Consider the following 22,438-nt stretch of genomic DNA (forward strand, 5'->3'; position numbering starts at 1 on the left):
AGACAATCCCCTGGAAAGCACCATCACAGCGAACCCACTTGTCTGGCGCATTACGAATGATGCCTTTGCGTAACTTGGAGGAAGTCTTGGCATAAACGTTGTTGCCGATGTATTTTTCGTTAGTCAGCACCTGATGCACGCTACCTCGGCTCCAACGGCGATCAAAGTCGGTGACCAGACCTTCAGCGTTCAGTGCATTGGCAATCTCACGTTCGCTCATCCGCTCGTGGACGAACTGGTGGTAGATGCGGTGAATGACCTCGATTTCGGTTTCGGGCCCGGGAATTAAAATGACTCTGTCAGTCTGGATGCTCTTTTGTTGTCCTCGCGAAAGCTCGGCCTTGAACTCATTTCTTTCATCAATCAACCCTCGACGCAGCCCATAGCCAGCGGGCCCTCCTTGGTGAAAACCTTTTTCGACGAGACGACACTGTCCCGCGAACACCTTGATGGATAGTTCGCGGCTGTATTCGCCAGCCATATGGCGCTTGAAGCCCTTGCAGATCGTGGACATTGGCGAACCATCGTTGTCGAAAGCCTCAGCGCAATACACAACCTTGATCCCTGAGCTGGTACAGAGGTATTCGTAGTGAGCACTTTCATCTGTGTTCTGGAAGCGTCCCCAGCGGCTGACGTCATAGACCAGAATGACCTGGAATTGAGTATTCCCGGCCTGTACATCGTCGAGCAGCGTGCGCAAAGCATTACGACCTCCGATATCTAGGCCGCTTTTCCCTTCATCACGATAAGTGGTAACGATTTTCATGCCATGGCTCATGGCGTATGCATGGATGGCCGCCGACTGGTTTTCGGTGGAGTAACGTTGATGATCCGTGGACATGCGAACGTATTCCGCAGCCGGCACAAGACCGTCGAAGGAGTTTTCTGAAGTTATCCGCGTGCGTGGAGAGGGCAAACAGGCCTCCTCTAGGTCGGGAAAATCCTGGCCCATTCGATTCAGCCTAGGGACGATTTATGACGTGATGGTGACGAGGCACGACCATCAGTCGGGTGCTGAGAGGGCTCGCGGAATTTTACAGAGAGCCGAATGGCGACGTTCATCAGCTTGAAATAGGTGCCTACACGTACAGTCTTTCAAAGTGGATGATCAACACCGCCGGCATTGTAGGTTTAACGGTGAATGCACCTGTATACGCTGTATGCAATCTTACTTGAATAGGTAAAGGATTTAGTTTAAATTCATTTCATGTTTTGACAGTTTGTCAATTTTACTTGGGTTTCAATAATTTTAAAATTAACATTGGCCGAAGTTAGGTTTCAGAGGGTTAACTTTTCCCGAAGTGAAAATTAACTTTGTCCAATCCTGTTGTATACTGCTGATATTCCAATATGTCAAAGTCGGTTAACTTTGCCCGCCTACATCCGTTATAGGTTCACACAGTAGTTGCTCATTTTCACCCATAAATGAGCCCGGCTGCCCTGAGAGGTGAGCCAGAAAAAAGGCCAGCGCACCGCGCTGGCCTTTTTTTTTGGAACGGATTTTTCGGACAAACTTCCTTGAAGATGCTGTGCCGCGCAGCTTCCTTCAGGCTTCGGGGAGAGTGAACTGTCGGGGTTCAATCGTGTCTATGAAACCAGGGACGACTCAGTAACTACATGGCCGGCGGTGCCGATCAAATCAACCGGGCCAGCCTTTCAAGCATTCACTAGGAATCAAACATGGCTAAGAAGCTTGCTGCTATTTTGTTGTCCGCCGTTGTGGGTATGGTTGCCGGTAATGCAATGGCAGCTGATGCTCAGTGGAATAAAGATCACCCACGTCGAGCCGAGGTAAATAGTCGTCTGGCCAACCAGAACAAGCGAATCCATAACGAAGTCAAAGAGGGTGAAATGACCAAGAGACAGGCGGCCAATCTGCATAAGGAAGACCGCCAGATTCGTCAGGAAGAGCGGGGCATGGCCCGCCAGAATGACGGGCACATCACCAAGCAGGAGCAAAAGAGCCTTAACCGACAAGAAAATGCGGTAAGCCACCAGATTGGTAGCTAGGTTCAATTTGCTTCTACTGAACGGATCTCTGTTCTAAGACCCTCCCCCCAGCAAAAATGGAAAAGGCCAACGCTCAGCGTTGGCCTTTTTTATTGTTCGCGCGAAGACGTTTGAAGATCTCAGCCTACGCGCCGATAACCACGCCTATTTGTAGGCGCTGCCACAGGTTGCGATCTTTTGATTTTTATTCGCTCGTGCCGCTGACGACACTTTCCAGCCGATACCCATACCCGTAGATCGTCAGCAACTGCCAACCCCGATCGGCCGTCAGCTCCAGTTTGCTGGGGATGCTGCTGGGGTATTTGATCTGGAACTGGCGACGCCTGAGCGCAGTGCTCGCTTACTTCGGCTGGGAACTGGCACGGCTGGACAGTGAACCGAAAGTGTTTCCAGAGCGCCGCCGCACACCGTCACCGGCCGGCGATGTATTGCAGGGGCAGATCGTCGCGCTGGAACAGGCGATGAGCCGGACGCGCGATACCCGACGGTTCTTCGCTGACGGTCTGGAGTACCTGCCGGTGGCGACGCTGATCAGCGATCCCAACGGTCGAATTCTTTTGGCCAACCGCAATGCGCGGGGGCTGTTTGCCAGCGATCTGGTCGGCAAAGACCAGCTGCAACGGCTCTCGGAGATTGGTTATCCAGGGCTGCTCGAGCAGGGAAGTCCTGCGTTGTCGACGCTTGAGACCCGCGAGTTTCGCGACACTCAAGGGCGAAGTTTGCGTTTGGACCTGGCGCCATTGCTGCCGGCCGAAGGCGGAACGGCGATCGGCTGGTTGCTCAGCCTGACGGATTTGAGCCTCGAGCGCGATGCCGAGGAACAGCGGGCGGTGCTGCTGCGGTTTCTTTCCCATGACCTGCGTGCGCCCCATTCAGCAATTCTGGCCTTGCTCGACGTCCAGTATCACCAAGGCAGGGGTGATACGCATTTATTCAGCCAGATCGAGTTGCAGGTACGCAAAGCCTTGAGCCTTACCGAGGCCTTTGTGCAGCTGGCCAAAGCCGAATCCGAGGCGTACCAGTTCGAACCGAGCATGTTCGCGATGCTGGTGCTTGATGCGTTTGATCAGGCGATGAGTATTGCGCAACTCAAGCAGATCGAGCTGTTGCATGATCTGGATGAAGAAGCGGAAGGCATGGTCCTGGCGGACCAGTCGTTGCTGACCCGGGCGCTGTTCAACCTGCTGGAAAACGCCATCAAGTACAGCCCGGCAGGTTCGCAGGTCCGCGTGCGGGTCAGTTGTGCACAGGGTTGGCTGACCTGCGAGATCGCCGACCAGGGCAAAGGCATTGCAGCCGAAGAACTCTCCGAACTGTTCAGCCAGTACCGGCGCTTTGCTTCGTCTCAAGGCAGTGAGGGATTGGGCCTGGGGTTGTCGATGGTCAAAGCCGTGGTGGATCGCCACGGTGGACGGATTTTCTGTGAAAGCCAGATCGGGCAAGGCACGACGTTCAGCGTTCAACTGCCGTTGCTGGAAGAATGAAATACCTTTAAACAGGCATAAAAAACCGGCGCAAATAGCCGGTTTTTTTTGCGTCGTGAAAACTTATGCACGTTTTCCTGCGTTTTATTAGCTTAAGAAATATCTATATAAATCATAAACTTAGCAAACAAATAAGACGCTTTTCAAGAAAACGGTGCACAGGTTATCCACAGAACCTCAGACAGTCTCTTTATCCGCCGCAGCAGGCAGTGGCGGTAGCGAACCCATGTCCCGCTGGGTCTGCTCGTTCCAGGCCGCAGCGCGGTCGTTGAGCTCGGCAATCGCCCGTGGGCCGCTGCCTTCTGCATACATCGGCGCACCGATGACAACGGTGATAGTGCCAGGTGTTTTCAGCCAACCGGTTTTCGGCCAGAACTTGCCGGCGTTATGCGCGATTGGCAGCACAGGCAACTGCGCATTGACCGCCAACGCCGTACCACCACGAGAGAACTTGCCGACCGTGCCGAACGGAACGCGGGTGCCTTCCGGGAAGATCAGCACCCAGACATTGTCCTTGAGCAGCTCATCGCCCTTCTTCGCCACATGCTTGAGCGCGGCTTTCGGGTTGTCGCGATCAATGGCAATCGGTCGCAGCATGGCCATCGCCCAACCAAAGAACGGCACATACAGCAGTTCGCGCTTGAGCACCTGGCTCAATGGTTCGAAGTAGGCCGATAGAAAGAACGTTTCCCAGGTGCTCTGGTGGTTCGACAGAATCACGCACGGCTGGTCGGGGACGTTCTCGGCGCCTTTGACTTCATAGCGAATGTCCAGGAACACCTTGCTCAGCCACAGCGCGCAGCGGCACCAGTAGACATTGATGAAACGGTAGCGCGCCTTGAACGGTAAAAAAGGCGCGATAAAAAAGCTCAGGCTGCACCAGAGCAACGAGCTGGTGCCCAGCAGCAGGTAAAAAAGAAAGGTTCTGATTGCCTGCAAGATCGACATAGCGGCATTTGCCTATTAAAAGTGCGCTCCCGAACAGTCCTTGATCAGGATGTCAGAATCGCCCTAGTTGTGGATAAGTTCTGCGGCAATCGCCGCCAGATCGTCAAAAATCAAAGTACCTACCGGTAGGGTCAACCCCTGAGTCTTTTCGCCTTTCCCGGTTTTTACCAAAACTGGCTGACAGTCGACGGCTTTTGCCGCCTCCAGGTCACCTAGACTGTCGCCGACGAACCATAGGTTAGTCAGCGCCACGTCGTAATGTGCGGCAATGGTTTTAAGCATGCCGGGTTTTGGCTTACGACAGTCGCAGCCTTCGTCCGGCCCGTGCGGGCAATAGACAATCAGCCCGACCTCACCACCCTGCTCCGCCACCAACGTGCGCAAGCGCTCGTGCATGGCGTCCAGGGTGGCGACATCGTAGTAGCCGCGAGCAATGCCCGACTGGTTGGTAGCGACAGCTACCGTCCAGCCGGCCTTGCTCAACTGCGCGATGGCGTCGATCGAACCCGGGAGCGGAATCCACTCTTCCACCGACTTGATGTAAGCGTCGGAGTCGTAGTTGATCACTCCGTCCCGATCGAGAATCAGCAGTTTCAACAGCCGCTCCTCAACCCAGCAACGAGATGTCGGCAACGCCAAGGAACAGACCGCGCAAACGTGCCAGCAACGCATAACGGTTGGCGCGGACCTTGGTGTCTTCCGCGTTGACCATCACTGCTTCGAAGAACGCATCGACCGGCTCGCGCAACGCGGCCAGACGCGCCAACGATTCGCTGTACTGACGGGCTGCAGCCATTGGCTGCACCGCTTGATCCGCTTGCTGGATCGCCGAGTACAGGGAGAATTCGGCGGCGTTGTCGAAGTACTTGGCTTCAACGGTGCTCGGCACGCTGCCTTCGAGTTTGCTCAGCAGGTTCGATACGCGCTTGTTCACCGCAGCCAGTGCAGCGGCTTCCGGCAATTTGCGGAACGCTTCCACCGCTTGTACGCGTTGATCGAAGTCCAGCGCCGAACCCGGTTTCAGGGCACGAACCGACAAGTAAGTGGCCACATCCACGCCTTCGTCTTCGTAACGGGCACGCAGACGATCGAAGACGAACTCCAGTACCGAATCAGCCAGCCCTGCGGCCTTGACCTTGCTGCCGAACGCATTGACGGCGAACGCCACGGCGTCGGTCAGGTCGAGGTCGAGCTTCTTGTCGATCAGGATCCGCAACACGCCCAGCGCAGCACGGCGCAGGGCATACGGGTCTTTGCTACCGGTGGGCAGCATGCCGACACCGAAGATCCCGACCAGGGTGTCGAGCTTGTCGGCGATGGCCACGGCCGCACCGGTCAGGGTGGTCGGCAGTTCAGCGCCGGCACCGCGCGGCATGTACTGCTCGTTCAGCGCCAGTGCGACATCTTCCGGCTCGCCATCGTTGAGGGCGTAGTAGTAACCGGCGACACCTTGCATCTCCGGGAACTCACCGACCATCTCGGTTGCCAGGTCGCACTTCGACAGCAGGCCTGCGCGCGCCGCCCACGAGGCGTTGCCGCCAATGCGTTGAGCGATGAATGCGGCCAGTTTTGAAACGCGCTCGGCCTTGTCGTAGACGCTGCCGAGTTTTTCCTGGAACACCACGTTTTGCAGGCGCAGGTTGAAGTCTTCGAGTTTCTGCTTCTTGTCTTGCTTGAAGAAGAATTCGGCGTCGGTCAGACGTGGGCGAACCACTTTCTCGTTACCGTCGATGATCTGCTGCGGGTCTTTGCTCTCGATGTTGGCCACGGTAATGAAACGTGGCAGCAACTTGCCGTCGGCATCCAGCAGGCAGAAGTACTTCTGGTTGTCCTGCATCGTGGTGATCAGGGCTTCTTGCGGCACATCGAGGAAACGCTCCTCGAACGAGCACACCAGCGGCACTGGCCATTCCACCAGCGCGGTCACTTCGTCGAGCAGGTCCGGCGGAACGATCGCAGTCCCTTCCTGACGAGTGGCCAGCTCGGCGGTACGCGTGCTGATCAGCTCGCGGCGCTCATTGGCATCGGCCAGTACGTAGGCTGCGCGCAGGTCGTTCAGGTAGTTGGCTGGCGAGGTGATGCGCACGTTTTCCGGGTGATGGAAGCGGTGACCACGGGAATCGCGACCGGCCTTCTGGGCGAGGATGGTGCAGTCGATCACCTGGTCACCGAGCAGCATCACCAGCCATTGGGTTGGGCGAACGAATTCTTCCTTGCGAGCACCCCAACGCATGCGCTTGGGGATAGGAAGGTCGTTCAACGAGTCTTCGACGATGGTCGGCAACAGGCTGACGGTCGGCTTGCCGGCGATGCTTTGGCTGTAACGCAGCTTCGGACCGCTTTGATCGATTTCGCTCAGCTCTACGCCGCACTTCTTGGCGAAGCCCAGGGCGGCCTGGGTCGGATTGCCTTCGGCATCGAACGCGGCCTGACGTGGCGGGCCATCGAGGTTGATGCTGCGATCCGGCTGTTGAGTCGCCAGTTTGGTGATCAGCACGGCCAGACGACGCGGGGCGGCGTAGACCTGTTTGGCTTCAAAGCCCAGGCCAGCGGCCAGCAGGCCCTTCTCGATACCGGCGAGGAACGCGTCGGCCAGGGTGTTCAGGGCCTTGGGTGGCAGCTCTTCGGTGCCCAGTTCAACCAGGAAATCTTGAGCACTCATTGTGCAGCCTCCAGCTTAGCCAACACTTCATCACGCAAATCCGGGGTCGCCATCGGGAAGCCCAGCTTGGCGCGAGCCAGCAGGTAGGCTTGTGCAACGGAACGCGCCAGGGTGCGGACACGCAGAATGTATTGCTGACGCGCAGTCACCGAGATCGCCCGGCGTGCATCCAGCAGGTTGAAGGTGTGCGAGGCCTTCAGGACCATTTCGTAGCTTGGCAGCGGCAGCGGTTGATCGAGTTCGATCAGGCGCTTGGCTTCGCTTTCGTAGAAATCGAACAGTTCGAACAGCTTCTCGACGTTGGCGTGTTCGAAGTTGTAGGTCGACTGCTCCACTTCGTTCTGGTGGAACACGTCGCCGTAGGTCACTTTGCCGAACGGACCGTCAGCCCAGACCAGGTCGTAGACCGAGTCCACGCCTTGCAGGTACATGGCCAGACGCTCGAGACCGTAGGTGATCTCGCCGGTCACCGGGTAGCACTCGATGCCGCCCGCTGCCTGGAAGTAGGTGAACTGGGTCACTTCCATGCCGTTGAGCCAGACTTCCCAGCCCAGACCCCAGGCGCCGAGGGTCGGCGATTCCCAGTTGTCTTCGACGAAACGGATGTCGTGCACCAAGGGGTCCAGGCCCACGTGCTTGAGGGAGCCCAGGTACAGTTCCTGGAAATTGTCCGGGTTCGGCTTCAGGACTACCTGGAACTGGTAGTAGTGCTGCAGACGGTTCGGGTTTTCGCCGTAGCGGCCGTCAGTCGGGCGGCGACTGGGCTGCACATAAGCGGCGTTCCAGGTTTCCGGGCCGATGGCGCGCAGGAACGTGGCAGTATGGAAAGTGCCGGCGCCTACTTCCATATCGTAGGGCTGAAGTACCACACAACCTTGCTCGGCCCAGTATTGCTGGAGGGCGAGGATCAAGTCTTGGAAGGTACGCACGGCTGGCGTAGGCTGGCTCACGAAATTCACCTGTTTCTTGGGCTGCGATTTAAAGAGCGGGAGTATACCCGATTCATTCGTCCGCACGCCCCCTGGAGCCTTATGCCACGCTGCTTTTGGTGTTCCGAAGATCCGCTGTACATGGCTTATCACGATCAGGAGTGGGGCGTACCGCTACGCGATGCGCAGCGCTTGTTCGAGTTGCTTTTGCTCGAAGGGTTCCAGGCCGGCCTGTCATGGATCACCGTGCTGAGGAAACGCGAGCGCTACCGTGAGGTGTTGTTCGGCTTCGATGTGCAGCGGGTGGCGCAGATGAGCGACGCCGAAATCGACGATTTGATGCTCGATCCGGGAATCATCCGCAACCGTCTCAAACTAAACGCCGCCCGGCGCAATGCCCAGGCCTGGATGGCGCTGGAGGACCCGGTGGAGCTGCTCTGGTCGTTTGTCGGCGGCGTCCCGAAGATCAATCATTTCAAGGATCGCAGCGAAGTGCCGGCCGTGACGCCGGCCGCCGTGGAGATGAGCAAAGGTCTGAAAAAAGCCGGCTTCACATTTGTCGGCCCGACCATCTGCTATGCCTTGATGCAGGCCTCGGGCATGGTCATGGATCACACCACCGATTGTGATCGTTACGCCATCTTGCGCAGTGGGCGGTTAGAATAGTCGGCTCGCGACAAGGTTCATGACGTCGGTTCAGAAGATCAGGAGTGACCTGTGGATAAGTTTAAAGGCGCCTTGCTGGTAGGCGCTCTGCGGTTGTTTGCCCTGCTCCCGTGGCGGGCGGTGCAAGCGGTAGGCGCGGCGATTGGCTGGGTGATGTGGAAAACCCCCAACCGTTCCCGCGATGTGGTGCGCATCAACCTCGCCAAGTGTTTCCCGGACATGGACGCGGTCGAACGTGAGCGTTTAGTCGGACAGAGCCTGATGGACATCGGCAAATCATTGACCGAAAGCGCCTGCGCCTGGATCTGGCCGGCCCAGCGCTCCATCGATCTGGTGCGTGAAGTCGAAGGCCTCGATGTGCTCAAGGACGCGCTGGCTTCCGGCAAAGGCGTGGTCGGCATCACCAGCCACCTGGGCAACTGGGAAGTGTTGAACCACTTCTATTGTAGCCAGTGCAAACCGATCATTTTCTATCGTCCGCCCAAGCTCAAGGCGGTAGATGAATTGCTGCGCAAACAGCGGGTGCAATTGGGCAACCGCGTGGCAGCTTCTACCAAGGAAGGCATCCTCAGCGTCATCAAGGAAGTGCGCAAAGGGGGTGCAGTGGGGATTCCGGCTGACCCGGAACCGGCCGAATCCGCCGGGATCTTCGTGCCCTTCTTCGCCACCAAGGCCCTGACCAGCAAGTTCGTGCCGAACATGCTCGCGGGCGGCAAAGCGGTCGGCGTCTTCCTGCACGCCCTGCGCCTGCCGGACGGTTCAGGCTACAAAGTGATCCTGGAAGCCGCGCCCGAGGCCATGTACAGCACCGATACCGAGACGTCCTGCGCTGCGATGAGCCAGATCGTCGAGAAGTACGTGCGGGCTTACCCGAGCCAATACATGTGGAGCATGAAGCGCTTCAAGAAACGTCCGCCGGGCGAAGCACGCTGGTATTGATCCAGCTGGCATGATCTGTGGATAACCTTGGGCTGGGGTTATCCACAACCGTTCAATCAAGGGCGCAGAAGATGTCCGAACACCGTAAGTCATTTCGAATCAAGATCCAGCACGAGAGCTTCGGCGAGTGCCTGGGCCAGACTCGCAACCTTTGCGCCAGTGGCGTCTACGTGAAGCATCCGACACTCGCGGCGTTGGCCAAGGGTGCCGTGGTCTATGGTCAGGTGCAGGGGTTGCCGTGCGGTGCGCCGCGAGTGCGCATGGAAGTGGTGCAGGTCGACGCTGAAGGTATCGGCCTGCGTTACCTTTGAGTTGAACGTTTTTTGATCAGTTGCCTGACCGGTCAAGCTTCTTCAGAAACACGATCATTTCCTTTTCCGCCTGCTTGTCGCCATGCGCGCGGGCAGCTTCCAGGCCCTGCTCCCAGGCCTGACGGGCAGCGGCATGGTTTGCCTGCGCCAAATGAGCCTTGCCCAACAACTTCCAGGCTGCCGAATATTTCGGATCGAATGCCACGCAGCGGCTGAAATGCTCGGCAGCCTTGGCATATTCGCCCAGATCCAGATAACCCTTGCCCAGACCGAAGCGCAGCAGCGAGTTATCCACACCCTCGGCGAGCATTTTTTCCAGCGATTCGATCATGGTGGATTCCTTGTTGAGGAGTGTCAGGGATTAAGCTGTTTTAGTAAGACCGCTATCGCGAGCCTGCTCGCGATTGGGCCAGTCCGGCCAGCGCAGATCCCGGATCAGAAAAAGCTCAACCCCACGTGGAACAGCTTCTCCACATCGCGAATATGCTTTTTATCCACAAGGAACAGAATCACATGGTCGCCGGCTTCGATCACGGTGTCGTCGTGGGCGATCAGCACTTCTTCGTCGCGAATGATCGCACCAATGGTAGTCCCCGGCGGCAGGACGATGTTTTCGATGGCCTTGCCAATGACCTTGCTCGACTTCGCGTCACCGTGGGCAATCGCCTCGATGGCTTCTGCCGCACCGCGACGCAGTGAGTGCACGCTGACGATATCGCCCCGGCGCACGTGAGCCAGCAAAGTGCCGATGGTCGCCAGTTGCGGGCTGATGGCGATGTCGATATCACCGCCCTGAATCAGGTCGACATAGGCCGGGTTGTTGATGATGGTCATCACCTTCTTCGCGCCCAGGCGTTTGGCCAACAGCGAGGACATGATGTTGGCTTCGTCGTCGTTGGTCAGCGCCAGGAAGAGATCGGCGTCGGCAATGTTCTCTTCCAGCAGCAAATCGCGGTCCGAGGCGCTGCCCTGCAACACCACGGTGCTGTCGAGGGTGTCCGAGAGGTAACGGCAGCGCGCCGGGTTCATCTCGATGATTTTCACCTGATAGCGGCTTTCAATCGCCTCGGCCAGCCGCTCGCCAATCTGCCCGCCCCCGGCGATGACAATGCGTTTGTAGCTCTCGTCGAGCCGGCGCATTTCGCTCATCACGGCGCGAATATTCGCTTTGGCCGCGATGAAGAACACTTCGTCATCGGCTTCGATCACCGTATCGCCTTGCGGCAGGATCGGTCGGTCGCGACGGAAAATCGCCGCCACGCGGGTATCGACGTTCGGCATGTGTTCGCGCAACTGGCGCAATTGCTGCCCCACCAGCGGTCCGCCGTAGTAAGCCTTGACCGCCACCAGTTGTGCCTTGCCCTCGGCGAAGTCGATGACCTGCAAGGCGCCGGGGTGCTCGATCAGGCGCTTGATGTAGTGGGTCACCACTTGTTCCGGGCTGATCAATACGTCGACCGGAATCGCGTCGTTGTCGAACAGGCCGGCGCGGGTCAGGTACGCGGCTTCGCGCACCCGGGCGATCTTGGTCGGCGTGTGGAACAGGGTGTGCGCGACCTGGCAGGCGACCATGTTGGTCTCGTCGCTGTTGGTCACCGCCACCAGCATGTCGGCGTCGTCGGCACCGGCTTGGCGCAGCACTGTCGGGAACGAGCCGTGACCTTGCACGGTACGGATGTCGAGGCGGTCACCGAGGTCTCGCAGGCGTTCGCCGTCGGTGTCGACCACGGTGATGTCGTTCGCTTCGCTGGCCAAGTGTTCCGCCAGCGTACCGCCGACCTGCCCGGCGCCGAGGATGATGATCTTCATCCTGTCACTCCCTTGAAATCCGCTTAACCGCGCGCGGCGGCAATCTTGATCAGCTTGGCGTAGTAGAACCCGTCGTGACCGCCCTCTTGCGCCAGCAACTGGCGGCCATGCGGTTGCTTGATGCCGGCCTGGCTGGCGATATCCAGCTCGCGAGCACCCGATGTGCGAGCGAGGAACGCTTCGATGACGTCGGTGTTTTCGGTCGGCAAAGTCGAGCAGGTGGCGTACAGCAGGATGCCGCCGACGTCGAGGGTCGGCCACATCGCGTCGAGCAGTTCGCCCTGAAGCACCGCGAGCGCGGCGATGTCATCCGGCTGGCGGGTCAGTTTGATGTCCGGGTGCCGGCGAATCACGCCGGTCGCCGAGCATGGCGCGTCGAGCAAGATGCGCTGGAACGGCTTGCCGTCCCACCACGCTTGAGTATCGCGGCCGTCGGCGGCGATCAATTCGGCACTGAGGCCCAGCCGCTCAAGGTTTTCCCGCACGCGAACCAGACGCTTGGCTTCCAGGTCCACCGCCACCACGCCGGCCAGTTTTGGCTCGACTTCGAGGATGTGGCAGGTCTTGCCGCCCGGTGCACAGCAGGCGTCGAGCACCCGTTGGCCCGGCGCCAGGTCCAGCAGATCCGCCGCCAGTTGCGCGGCTTCGTCCTGCACGCTGATCCAGCCTTCGGCGAAACCGGGCAGCTGGCGCACATCACCCGGCGTGTCGAGCACGATGCCGTCCCGGCTAAACACGCACGGCTTGGCCGCGACACCGGCATCGTTCAGCAAGGCGAGGTAAGCATCGCGCGCGTGATGACGACGGTTGACCCGTAAAATCATCGGTGGGTGCGCGTTGTTCGCGGCGCAAATGGCTTCCCATTGCTCAGGCCAGAACGCCTTGAGGGATTTTTGCAGCCAGCGCGGGTGGGCGGTGCGCACCACCGGATCGTGCTCAAGCTCGGCCAGCAGTGCTTCGCTTTCACGTTGGGCGCGGCGCAGCACGGCGTTGAGCAGGGCTTTGGCCCACGGTTTTTTCAGCTTGTCGGCGCAGCCCACGGTTTCACCGATGGCGGCGTGAGCCGGGACACGGGTGTACAGCAACTGGTAAAGGCCGACCAGCAACAGCGCTTCGACGTCTGCATCGGCAGCTTTGAAAGGCTTTTGCAGCAGCTTGGTCGCCAGCGCCGACAAGCGCGGCTGCCAGCGAGCGGTACCGAAGGCCAGGTCCTGGGTGAAGCCGCGATCGCGGTCTTCGACTTTGTCCAGTTGCGTTGGCAACGAACTGTTCAGCGAAGCCTTGCCGTTAAGGACGGCGGCCAGGGCCTTGGCGGCGGCCAGACGCGGGTTCATTGGGCGTCCACCGCAAGGCCCAAGACAGTGCCCACGGCAAATTTCTCACGACGGCTGTTGAACAAGTCGCTGAAATTCAGCGCCTTGCCACCGGGCAATTGCAGACGCGTCAGGCACAGCGCCTGTTCACCGCAGGCGACGATCAAGCCGTCCTTGCTGGCGCCGAGGATCTCGCCCGGTGCGCCCTTGCCTTCGGCGAGGCTGGCAGCGAGCACTTTCAAGGCTTCGCCATTGAGCGTGCTGTGGCAGATCGGCCACGGATTGAATGCGCGAACCAGACGTTCCAACTCGACCGCAGGGCGGCTCCAGTCGATGCGCGCTTCGTCTTTGTTCAATTTGTGAGCATAAGTAGCGAGGCTGTCGTCCTGTACTTCGCCTTCCAGCGTGCCGGCGGCCAGCCCGGCAATCGCCTGAACCACTGCTGGCGGGCCCATCTCGGCGAGACGGTCATGCAGGCTGCCGCCTGTGTCATCAGCGCTGATCGGCGTGGTGACCTTGAGCAGCATCGGCCCGGTGTCGAGGCCGGCTTCCATGCGCATCACGGTCACGCCGCTTTCAGCGTCGCCCGCTTCGACGGCGCGCTGGATCGGCGCCGCACCGCGCCAGCGTGGCAGCAACGAGGCGTGGCTGTTGATACAGCCCAGACGCGGAATATCCAGCACCACTTGCGGCAGGATCAGGCCGTAGGCCACGACGACCATCAAGTCCGGCTTGAGTGCAGCCAGTTCGGCCTGGGCGTCGGCGTTGCGCAGGGTTGGCGGCTGCAACACCTGGATGTTGTGCTCCATAGTCAACTGCTTGACCGGGCTCGGCATCAGCTTTTGCCCACGACCCGCCGGGCGATCCGGTTGGGTGTAGACCGCAACGATCTCATAAGGGCTGTCGAGCAGGGCCTTGAGGTGTTCGGCGGCAAATTCGGGGGTGCCGGCAAAGACGATGCGCAGTGGCTCAGTCATGGGAATTCTCGGTTGGAAACACGCGGAAAAGAAAAAGGCTTGCCGCAGCAAGCCTTTGGAAGGGCATCAAGCGTTCTGGCGATGGAGCTTTTCCAGCTTCTTCTTGATCCGGTCGCGTTTGAGCGTGGACAGGTAATCGACGAACAATTTGCCGTTGAGGTGGTCGCATTCGTGCTGAATGCACACCGCCAGCAGCTCTTCGGCGATCAGTTCAAAAGGCTTGCCGTCACGGTCCAGTGCGTTGATTTTCACGCGTTGCGGGCGGTCGACGTTTTCGTAGAAGCCCGGTACCGAAAGGCAGCCTTCCTGGTACTGACCCATTTCGTCGGTCAGTACCAGGAACTCGGGGTTGATGAACACCCGAGGTTCGCTGCGGTCTTCGGAAAGGTCCATGACCACGATGCGTTTGTGCACGTTGACCTGGGTCGCCGCAAGGCCGATGCCGGGTGCTTCATACATTGTTTCAAACATGTCATCGACCAACTGCCGCACTTCGTCGTCCACTACGGCCACCGGTTTGGCGATAGTACGCAGGCGCGGGTCGGGAAATTCGAGGATGTTCAAAATAGCCATAAGCGTAATTGCTGCACGTGTGAAGTAAAGTCTGGGCCGATGGCCTGGCGGGTCCGAAGATGCAGGCTACCGTTGTAAAACGTAGCTCCCTTCTTTTCATTAGAAAGGGGGAGCGGGCCACGAGGGCTCTGGCGTTCTACTCGAATGCACATAATAAAGGGATTCACCGCATGAGGAAATCACTACTCGCCTTGCTGCTTCTGGCCTCGGCCGGTTTCGCGCACGGACAAGTGCAACTCAAGGAAGGTTTTCCACAGCATTACACGGTAGTGGCGGGCGACACACTTTGGGACATCTGCGGGAAATACCTCCGCGAACCCTGGAAATGGCCCGAACTCTGGCAGGCCAACCCGCAGATCGAAAACCCCAACCTGATCTATCCCGGCGACTCGCTGTCGCTGGTCTACATCAACGGGCAACCGCGCCTGACCCTCAATCGCGGGGCTTCACGGGGCACTATCAAGCTTTCGCCACAAGTGCGCAGCACACCGATGGCCGACGCCATTCCAAGTATTCCGCTGCGCTCCATCAACAGTTTCCTGCTGAGCAACCGCATCATCGACAACGTCGAAGACTTCAACAAGGCGCCGTACATCGTTGCTGGCGACGCCGAACGGGTGCTCAGCGGCATGGGCGATCGCATCTACGCACGCGGCAAGTTCGACCCGGCGCAGTCGGTGTACGGCATTTTCCGTCAGGGCAAGGTCTACAGCGACCCGCAAAGCAAAGAGTTTCTGGGGATCAACGCCGACGACATCGGCGGCGGCGAGATCATCGCCACTGAAGGCGATGTCGCCACCCTCGCCTTGCAACGCACCACGCAAGAGGTTCGACTTGGCGACCGTTTGTTCAGCGGCGAAGAGCGGGCGATCAACTCGACCTTCATGCCCAGCGCGCCAAAAACCGATATTCACGGCTTGATCATCGACGTGCCACGCGGTGTTACGCAGATCGGTGCGCTCGATGTGGTCACTTTGAACAAGGGCCAGCGCGACGGCTTGGCCGAAGGCAACGTGCTGGTGGTGATGAAAACCGGTGAAACCGTACGTGACCGGGTCACGGGCGAACAGGTGAAAATCCCGGATGAGCGCGCCGGTTTGCTGATGATCTTCCGCACTTATGAAAAGCTCAGCTACGGCTTGGTACTGAACGCCTCGCGCTCCCTGGCGGTGATGGACAAGGTGCGTAATCCGTAAAAGACTCAACACGTTACCAACAGACTTATCCACAGCTTGTTCCCGATTCAATACGACCGATAACGATCAAGGATGATCTTATGCCGCTGTTTGCACCTACGCAGGTTTCACCGGCGGAACTGGAAGCGCGTTTGCGTTTGCATCGTCTCCCGGAGCTCGGCCCTCGACGTTTTCAAAAGCTGCTCGAAGCCTTCGGCTCGGCATCAAAAGCCATCAGCGCACCGGCCTCTGCCTGGCGCGCCTTGGGGTTGCCGTCGGCGTGCTTTGATGCCCGGCGTAGCCCGCTTATTCGTGATGGCGCCTACCACGCATTAGCCTGGCTGGAGCGCGAAGGCCAGTATTTACTGATGGTTGACCAGCCGGGCTACCCGGCGCTGTTGGCAGAAATCAGTGACCCGCCACCGTTGCTGTTTGTCGCGGGTGATCCAGGCATTCTGGAAAAACCGCAGCTGGCAATGGTCGGCAGCCGACGCGCATCGAGGCCGGGAATGGACACCGCTGCGGCGTTTTCCCGCAGCCTGGCGGGTGCCGGATTCGTCATCACCAGCGGTCTGGCTTTGGGGATCGATGCAGCGGCGCATCAAGCCGCGCTGGACGTCGGTGGGCAGACCGTCGGAGTGCTCGGCACCGGACTGGAAAATTTTTATCCACAGCGCAATCGACGCATTGCCGACGCGATGATTGCGCAAGGCAGTGCAGTGGTTTCCGAGTTCCCGCTGGACGCCGGGCCGCAGGCCAGCAACTTCCCGCGGCGCAATCGGATCATCAGCGGTTTATCCCTCGGCGTGCTGGTGGTCGAGGCCAGTGTCGCCAGCGGCTCGCTGATCACTGCACGGCTGGCGGCGGAACAGGGTCGCGAGGTGTATGCCATTCCGGGATCGATCCATCATCCGGGGGCCCGTGGTTGCCATCAATTGATCCGCGACGGCGCGGTGTTGGTGGAGACCATCGAACATATCCTCGAAGGCCTGCGTGGTTGGCAGAGTCTGCCGTTATCCACAGACGCTCCGGCGCCCGTCGATCATCCGTTGCTGTGTCTGCTGTTTGCCGCTCCGCATACCAGCGAGGCTCTGGCCGACGCGGCGGGATGGGCGTTGCCGAAGGTATTGGCGGCGCTGACGGAGCTTGAAATGGAGGGTCGGGCGGTGAGTGAAGGCGGACGCTGGTTTGCGCGCGTAAGCTAGGTTCATGAAAGATCGGTAAACTGCGCACAGCCTTATTTTGGAGAGTCGGTAATGGTCAACAGTTGGCGTGTGCAACAAGCCGCACAAGCTATTCGCGCAGGGGCGGTGATTGCCTACCCAACCGAAGCTGTCTGGGGTCTGGGTTGCGACCCGTGGGATGAAGAGGCGGTGTATCGCCTGCTGGCGATCAAGGGCCGTTCGGTAGACAAGGGCCTGATCCTGATTGCCGACAACATTCGCCAGTTCGACTTCCTGTTCGAAGACTTCCCGGAACTGTGGATGGATCGCATGGCCAGCACCTGGCCGGGGCCGAACACCTGGCTGGTGCCCCATCAAAACATGCTGCCGCAATGGATCACCGGAGTGCATGAGACCGTGGCGTTGCGGGTGAGTGATCACCCTCTGGTGCGGGATTTGTGTGCGTTGGTCGGGCCATTGGTGTCGACTTCAGCCAACCCGCAAGGCCGGCCGGCAGCGCGTTCGCGAATTCGCGTCGAACAGTATTTCCGCGGGCAAATCGACCTGGTGCTGGGCGGTAATCTGGGCGGACGGAAAAACCCGAGCCTGATTCGCGATCTGGCGACCGGCAACGTGGTGCGCCCGGCGTGAGACCTTGTGGCGAGGGGGCTTGCCCCCGTTCGGGCGCGTAGCGCCCGTAAATCAGGCGTGGGTCATATGCCTGATTTACTGCATTGGCAGATTTTGGGACAGCTGCGCAGTCCAACGGGGGCAAGCCCCCTCACCACAATTCAGATTTAAGGCAACAACACCGTCGACCCGGTCGTACGCCGCGCCGACAACTCAACCTGCGCCTTAGCTGCTTCAGCCAGCGGATAACGCTGGCTGATGTCCACCTTCAACTTGCCGCTGATGATCATCGCGAACAGCTCATCAGCCATGGTTTGCAGGTTCTCGGCATTGTTGGCGTAAGTCCCCAGGGTTGGCCGGGTCACGTACAACGAGCCCTTCGCCGCGAGAATCCCCAGGTTCACCCCGTCCACCGCACCCGATGCGTTGCCGAAGCTCACCACCAGCCCGCGTGGCGCCACGCAGTCGAGCGAAGTCAGCCAGGTGTCCTTGCCAACGCCGTCGTAGACCACCGGCACCTTTTTGCCGTCAGTCAGTTCCAGCACGCGTTGTACGACGTTTTCCTTGCTGTAGTCGATGGTTGCCCAGGCGCCGAGGGACTTTGCCAGTGCAGCTTTTTCCGGCGAACTGACGGTACCGATCAACTTCACGCCCAAGGCCTTGGCCCATTGGCAGGCCAGCGAGCCGACACCACCGGCAGCGGCGTGGAACAGGATGGTCTCGTCACCCTTGAGTTCATAGGTCTGACGCAACAGGTACTGCACGGTCAGGCCCTTGAGCATGACGCCTGCGGCCTGTTCGAAACTGATGGCATCCGGCAGATGCACCAGATGGTCTTGCGGCAACACATGCAACTCGCTGTAAGCACCCAGCGGGCCGCTGCCGTAGGCCACGCGGTCACCGACCTTGAAGCGCGTGACGCCGCTGCCCACCGCATCGACCACCCCCGCGCCTTCCGCGCCCAGGCCCGATGGCAGGGCGGGCGGTGCGTACAGGCCGCTGCGGTAATAGGTGTCGATGAAATTCAGACCGATAGCCTTGTTGCTGACGCGTACTTGCTGCGGGCCCGGCTCGGCAGGCTGATAATCCACATACTCAAGCACTTCGGGGCCGCCATGGGCACGGAACTGGATACGTTTGGCCATCTGCACTCTCCTTGGGTGTGTTTGCCGTCGGTCTTTCGGCGAAGGACCCTATCGGACTCCTAAGCTTGATCTTCGTCAACTGCGACGGGCGCAGGCGCAGTGTTATGCTACGCGCCCATTTGCGCCGGACGCCGTTCTGATCGAGCGCCGCGTAGCTTTGCCCGATTCAAGGTGATGCCATGACTACCCGCACCGAGGCCGTAAAAGCCTACCTGCTCGACCTGCAAGACCGCATTTGTGCTGCGCTGGAAGCCGAAGACGGTGGCACTCGTTTCGTCGAAGACGCCTGGACCCGGCCTGCCGGTGGTGGCGGTCGCACGCGTGTGATCGAAAACGGCGCGGTCATCGAGAAGGGCGGTGTCAATTTTTCCCACGTCTTTGGCAGCGGTCTTCCGCCGTCCGCCAGCGCCCATCGGCCGGAACTGGCCGGGCGCGGCTTCGAGGCCCTTGGTGTGTCGCTGGTGATTCACCCGCACAACCCGCATGTGCCGACGTCCCACGCCAACGTGCGCTTTTTCATTGCCGAGAAAGAAGGTGAAGAACCGGTCTGGTGGTTCGGCGGCGGTTTCGACCTGACCCCTTACTACGGCAATGAAGACGACTGCGTGCATTGGCACCGCGTGGCCGCGAAGGCCTGCGAGCCCTTTGGGCCAGACGTCTACAGCCGTTACAAGGCGTGGTGCGACAGCTATTTCCACATCAAGCATCGTAACGAGCCCCGGGGCATCGGCGGTCTGTTCTTCGATGACCTGAACGAGTGGGACTTCGACACCTGCTTCGCCTTCATGCGCGCTATCGGCGATGCTTACATCGACGCATACCTGCCGATCGTCCAGCGCCGCAAGGCACAAGCCTTCACCGCTAAACAGCGCGAGTTCCAGGAATTTCGCCGTGGGCGCTACGTCGAGTTCAACCTGGTGTACGACCGTGGCACGCTGTTCGGCCTGCAATCGGGCGGACGTACCGAGTCGATTCTCATGTCGCTGCCGCCGCAAGTGCGCTGGGGTTACGACTGGAAGGCCGAGCCTGGCAGCGAAGAAGCGCGCCTGACCGAGTATTTCCTGCAAGACCGCGATTGGCTGGCTAACGCCTGAACGAGGACTCCTGATGGACCGTTACGTCGTATTCGGTAACCCGATTGGCCACAGCAAATCGCCGTTGATCCATCGCCTGTTTGCCGAGCAGACCACTCAAAAACTGGACTACAGCACCTTGCTGGCGCCGCTGGATGACTTTTCCGGTTGTGCCACGGAGTTTTTCCGCGAAGGCCGTGGTGCCAACGTCACGGTACCGTTCAAGGAGGAGGCCTATCGTCTGGCCAACAGCCTGACGGAGCGAGCCCAGCGAGCCGGTGCGGTCAACACCTTGAGCAAACTGGCGGATGGCAGCCTGTTGGGTGACAACACCGACGGTGCCGGGCTGGTGCGGGATTTGATGGTCAATGCCGGATTCAGCCTGCGCGGTAAACGCATTCTGCTGCTGGGCGCTGGCGGTGCGGTGCGTGGCGCGCTGGAACCGTTGCTGGCCGAGCAGCCGGCGTCAGTGATCATTGCCAATCGCACACTGGAAAAAGCCGAACTGCTGGCCGAACTGTTCGCCGATCTCGGCCCGGTGTCCGCCAGCGGTTTCGACTGGTTACGTGAGCCCGTGGACCTGATTATCAATGCGACGTCGGCCAGCCTGTCAGGCGATGTACCACCGATTGCCAGCAGCTTGATCGAACCGGGCAAGACCGTTTGCTATGACATGATGTACGGCAAGGAACCGACCTCGTTCTGCCGCTGGGCCAGCGAACACGGCGCCGCGGTGTCGATGGATGGCTTGGGGATGCTCGCCGAACAGGCCGCCGAAGCATTCTTCCTGTGGCGCGGCGTACGCCCGGACACCGCGCCAGTGCTGGCCGAACTCCGTCGCCAGTTGGCGCTCTAGGCTTTTGTGGCGAGGGAGCTTGCTCCCGCTCGGGTGCGAAGCACCCGCGTTCTTGGCGATCTCACTTTGCCTGATGCGCTGAGTTGGCAAGTTTTAGGGCCGCTTCGCAGCCCAGCGGGAGCAAGCTCCCTCGCCACAGGGGTTGAGCCCGACGCGGCATTTGCGTTGGTCAGTCTTCAAACCGGATCGGGCATTTCTCCGCCCCTTCCAGCCTCAACAACTCCTCGACGACATGCCCCCGCGCCCGGCGCAGGATCAGGCTGCGGCCTTGTCTGAGCAGTCGGCGCGCTTCCTGGTGCAGCATCTCTACGCCGGAATAGTCGATGAAGTTGATGTACTGCCCTTCGATCACCACCTTCAACCCTTGAGTGCGCTGCAGACGGACTTGCAGGTAGTGGCTGGCGCCGAAGAAGATCGAGCCACCGACCCGCAGAATCTCTTCATCGCCTTCGCTCCATTGCTGCACGCGGGGTTGCGAGGTGCGCTTGAGGTAGAAGAACAGCGAGACCAGTACTCCGGCGTAGATTGCCGTTTGTAGCTCTAGCAGCAAGGTAGCGACGCACGTCAGCGCCATCACCGCGAATTCGGCATGGCTGACCCGGAACAACGCGCGAATGCCACGATGGTCCACCAATCCCCAGCAAATCAGCAGAATGCTCCCGGCCATGGCCGGAATCGGGATATGCGCTATCAGCGTCGCCCCGGTCAGCGCAAACAACGCCACCCACAGCGCCGAGAACACCCCGGCCAGTGGCGAGCAGGCACCCGCCTCATAACTCAATCCCGAACGGGTAAAGGAACCAGCCGACAGCGAGCCTGCGAAAAAACTGCCGACGATGTTCGAAAGCCCCTGCGCGCGGACTTCCTGATTCGCATCGAGCAACTGCTGCGAACGCGCCGACAACGAGCGGGCAATCGACAGGCTGGTCACCAGCCCGAGCATGCCGACCGCCACCGCGCTGGGCAGCAGGCGCAACATCAGGTCCAGATCCAGCGGCAACGGGCTGAACGGCGGCAGCCGGCCGACGAATGAGCTGACCAGCTTCACATGGCCAAACATCGATGGCCACAGCCATACCCACAGGCCGCTGAAGATCAGGCTGATCAACAGGCTCGGCCAGCGTGGCAGCAGCAGTTTCAGCGCAATGCCCACCGCCAGCGTGCCGAGGCCCAGCACCAGCGACGGTTTATCCAGCGAACCGATGTCGCCGATCAAGGACACCAGACTGTTCAGCGCCGTGGCCTGATTCGGCAGGTCCAGCCCCAACAGGTTCGGCAACTGCCCAAGGGCGATCACCACCGCCGCACCGAGGGTGAAGCCCAGCACCACCGAGTGCGAGACAAAGTTCACCAACGCGCCAAAGCGCAGCATGCCCAGCAGCCACTGGAAAATACCGGCAAGGAAGGTCAGCAGCAGGATCAACGTGATGTAGTCCTGGGAGCCGGGCACGGCCAAGGGACTGATGCTGGCGTAAAGAACGATAGAGATCGCCGCTGTCGGGCCACAGATCAAATGCCAGGAGGACCCCCAGAGGCAGGCAATCAATACGGGGATGATGGCGGCGTACAAGCCGTATTCGGCGGGTAACCCGGCGATCAGGGCGTAGGCAATGGATTGCGGCAACGCAAGAATCGCCCCGCTGAGGCCAACGACAACGTCGCGGCCGACGCTGGCGCGGGTTTGCCGGGGCAGCCAGCTGAGAAAGGGGAAGAGCTTATGGCGTCTGGAGATTGCCATGGGGCCTCTCGGTCGGAATCATTCAAAGGCGTCAGGA

Annotated in this window: 21 protein-coding genes and 2 pseudogenes; 10 read left to right on the plus strand and 13 right to left on the minus strand. The window is 59.8% G+C overall.

The window, feature by feature from the left end:
• Positions 1-841: recombinase family protein (locus tag HK44_RS11455; protein ID WP_019694414.1), on the minus strand; the 841-nt coding region annotated here is incomplete at its 3' end.
• 839 nt (positions 842-1,680) lie between these two features.
• On the opposite strand from HK44_RS11455, the gene HK44_RS11460 reads away from it, so the two are divergent.
• On the plus strand, positions 1,681-2,010 hold the full coding sequence (locus HK44_RS11460; RefSeq protein ID WP_019694415.1) for a hypothetical protein: 330 nt from the start codon (positions 1,681-1,683) through the stop codon (positions 2,008-2,010).
• 184 nt (positions 2,011-2,194) lie between these two features.
• Here the strand turns inward: HK44_RS11460 and HK44_RS11465 are convergent.
• A pseudogene (locus HK44_RS11465) lies at positions 2,195-2,293 on the minus strand (DNA-binding response regulator); the annotation flags it as partial.
• On the opposite strand from HK44_RS11465, the pseudogene HK44_RS11470 reads away from it, so the two are divergent.
• Positions 2,280-3,494, plus strand: a pseudogene (locus HK44_RS11470) (ATP-binding protein); the annotation flags it as partial. The pseudogenes HK44_RS11465 and HK44_RS11470 overlap by 14 nt on opposite strands.
• 177 nt (positions 3,495-3,671) lie before the next feature.
• Here HK44_RS11470 and HK44_RS11475 read toward each other — a convergent pair.
• From HK44_RS11475 to glyQ, 4 genes are all read right to left on the minus strand, one after another.
• Complete coding sequence (locus HK44_RS11475) at positions 3,672-4,442, minus strand: lysophospholipid acyltransferase family protein (protein WP_019694417.1); 771 nt, start codon at positions 4,440-4,442, stop codon at positions 3,672-3,674.
• A 63-nt stretch (positions 4,443-4,505) separates the two neighbouring features.
• Positions 4,506-5,039, minus strand: a complete 534-nt coding sequence (gmhB, locus tag HK44_RS11480; RefSeq protein ID WP_019694418.1) for a D-glycero-beta-D-manno-heptose 1,7-bisphosphate 7-phosphatase — start codon at positions 5,037-5,039, stop codon at positions 4,506-4,508.
• Positions 5,040-5,049: 10 nt separating this feature from the next.
• The gene (gene glyS, locus HK44_RS11485) at positions 5,050-7,104 is read right to left on the minus strand and encodes a glycine--tRNA ligase subunit beta (protein ID WP_019694419.1); all 2,055 of its coding nucleotides are present in this window, start codon (positions 7,102-7,104) and stop codon (positions 5,050-5,052) included.
• On the minus strand, positions 7,101-8,054 hold the full coding sequence (gene glyQ, locus HK44_RS11490; RefSeq protein WP_031319418.1) for a glycine--tRNA ligase subunit alpha: 954 nt from the start codon (positions 8,052-8,054) through the stop codon (positions 7,101-7,103). The genes glyS and glyQ overlap by 4 nt, the downstream gene beginning before the upstream one ends.
• An 81-nt stretch (positions 8,055-8,135) precedes the next feature.
• Here glyQ and tag point away from each other — a divergent pair, with 81 nt between their 5' ends.
• The 3 genes from tag to HK44_RS11505 all read left to right on the plus strand — a co-directional run bounded on the left by tag (position 8,136) and on the right by HK44_RS11505 (position 9,949).
• On the plus strand, positions 8,136-8,699 hold the full coding sequence (tag, locus tag HK44_RS11495) for a DNA-3-methyladenine glycosylase I (RefSeq protein WP_019694421.1): 564 nt from the start codon (positions 8,136-8,138) through the stop codon (positions 8,697-8,699).
• A gap of 51 nt (positions 8,700-8,750) precedes the next feature.
• On the plus strand, positions 8,751-9,638 hold the full coding sequence (locus tag HK44_RS11500; protein WP_019694422.1) for a lysophospholipid acyltransferase: 888 nt from the start codon (positions 8,751-8,753) through the stop codon (positions 9,636-9,638).
• A gap of 71 nt (positions 9,639-9,709) precedes the next feature.
• Positions 9,710-9,949 (plus strand): hypothetical protein, encoded by a 240-nt coding sequence (locus HK44_RS11505; protein WP_019694423.1) that lies wholly within the window; start codon positions 9,710-9,712, stop codon positions 9,947-9,949.
• 16 nt (positions 9,950-9,965) lie between these two features.
• On the opposite strand, the gene HK44_RS11510 is transcribed toward HK44_RS11505, so the two are convergent.
• The 5 genes from HK44_RS11510 to def all read right to left on the minus strand — a co-directional run bounded on the left by HK44_RS11510 (position 9,966) and on the right by def (position 14,621).
• A complete protein-coding gene (locus HK44_RS11510) occupies positions 9,966-10,280 on the minus strand; it encodes a tetratricopeptide repeat protein (protein WP_019694424.1) in 315 nt (104 codons plus the stop codon).
• 104 nt (positions 10,281-10,384) lie between these two features.
• Complete coding sequence (gene trkA / locus HK44_RS11515) at positions 10,385-11,758, minus strand: Trk system potassium transporter TrkA (protein WP_019694425.1); 1,374 nt, start codon at positions 11,756-11,758, stop codon at positions 10,385-10,387.
• A gap of 23 nt (positions 11,759-11,781) precedes the next feature.
• Positions 11,782-13,092 (minus strand): 16S rRNA (cytosine(967)-C(5))-methyltransferase RsmB, encoded by a 1,311-nt coding sequence (rsmB, locus tag HK44_RS11520; RefSeq protein ID WP_019694426.1) that lies wholly within the window; start codon positions 13,090-13,092, stop codon positions 11,782-11,784.
• The gene (fmt, locus tag HK44_RS11525) at positions 13,089-14,048 is read right to left on the minus strand and encodes a methionyl-tRNA formyltransferase (protein WP_019694427.1); all 960 of its coding nucleotides are present in this window, start codon (positions 14,046-14,048) and stop codon (positions 13,089-13,091) included. Before fmt ends, rsmB begins: the two co-directional genes overlap by 4 nt.
• Positions 14,049-14,114: 66 nt before the next feature.
• On the minus strand, positions 14,115-14,621 hold the full coding sequence (gene def, locus HK44_RS11530; RefSeq protein WP_019694428.1) for a peptide deformylase: 507 nt from the start codon (positions 14,619-14,621) through the stop codon (positions 14,115-14,117).
• 170 nt (positions 14,622-14,791) lie between these two features.
• Between def and HK44_RS11535 the strand changes: the two genes are divergently transcribed.
• The 3 genes from HK44_RS11535 to HK44_RS11545 all read left to right on the plus strand — a co-directional run bounded on the left by HK44_RS11535 (position 14,792) and on the right by HK44_RS11545 (position 17,610).
• Positions 14,792-15,817: a LysM peptidoglycan-binding domain-containing protein gene (locus HK44_RS11535; protein WP_019694429.1), complete on the plus strand. Its 1,026-nt coding sequence runs from the start codon at positions 14,792-14,794 to the stop codon at positions 15,815-15,817.
• Between the two features lie 80 nt (positions 15,818-15,897).
• The gene (dprA, locus tag HK44_RS11540; protein WP_019694430.1) at positions 15,898-17,001 is read left to right on the plus strand and encodes a DNA-processing protein DprA; all 1,104 of its coding nucleotides are present in this window, start codon (positions 15,898-15,900) and stop codon (positions 16,999-17,001) included.
• 51 nt (positions 17,002-17,052) lie between these two features.
• A complete protein-coding gene (locus HK44_RS11545; protein ID WP_019694431.1) occupies positions 17,053-17,610 on the plus strand; it encodes an L-threonylcarbamoyladenylate synthase in 558 nt (185 codons plus the stop codon).
• 146 nt (positions 17,611-17,756) lie between these two features.
• Here the strand turns inward: HK44_RS11545 and HK44_RS11550 are convergent, their stop codons facing one another.
• Positions 17,757-18,734, minus strand: coding sequence for an NADPH:quinone reductase (locus HK44_RS11550; RefSeq protein ID WP_019694432.1), 978 nt, complete (start codon positions 18,732-18,734; stop codon positions 17,757-17,759).
• Positions 18,735-18,913: 179 nt separating this feature from the next.
• Here HK44_RS11550 and hemF point away from each other — a divergent pair, with 179 nt between their 5' ends.
• A complete protein-coding gene (hemF, locus tag HK44_RS11555; RefSeq protein WP_019694433.1) occupies positions 18,914-19,828 on the plus strand; it encodes an oxygen-dependent coproporphyrinogen oxidase in 915 nt (304 codons plus the stop codon).
• Between the two features lie 13 nt (positions 19,829-19,841).
• On the plus strand, positions 19,842-20,663 hold the full coding sequence (gene aroE / locus HK44_RS11560) for a shikimate dehydrogenase (protein ID WP_019694434.1): 822 nt from the start codon (positions 19,842-19,844) through the stop codon (positions 20,661-20,663).
• Positions 20,664-20,832: 169 nt separating this feature from the next.
• Here aroE and HK44_RS11565 read toward each other — a convergent pair whose 3' ends face one another.
• Complete coding sequence (locus HK44_RS11565) at positions 20,833-22,401, minus strand: SulP family inorganic anion transporter (RefSeq protein ID WP_019694435.1); 1,569 nt, start codon at positions 22,399-22,401, stop codon at positions 20,833-20,835.
• Positions 22,402-22,438: the final 37 nt, after the last annotated feature.

This window comes from Pseudomonas fluorescens HK44, assembly GCF_000217955.3.
Lineage (GTDB): Bacteria > Pseudomonadota > Gammaproteobacteria > Pseudomonadales > Pseudomonadaceae > Aquipseudomonas > Aquipseudomonas fluorescens_AQ.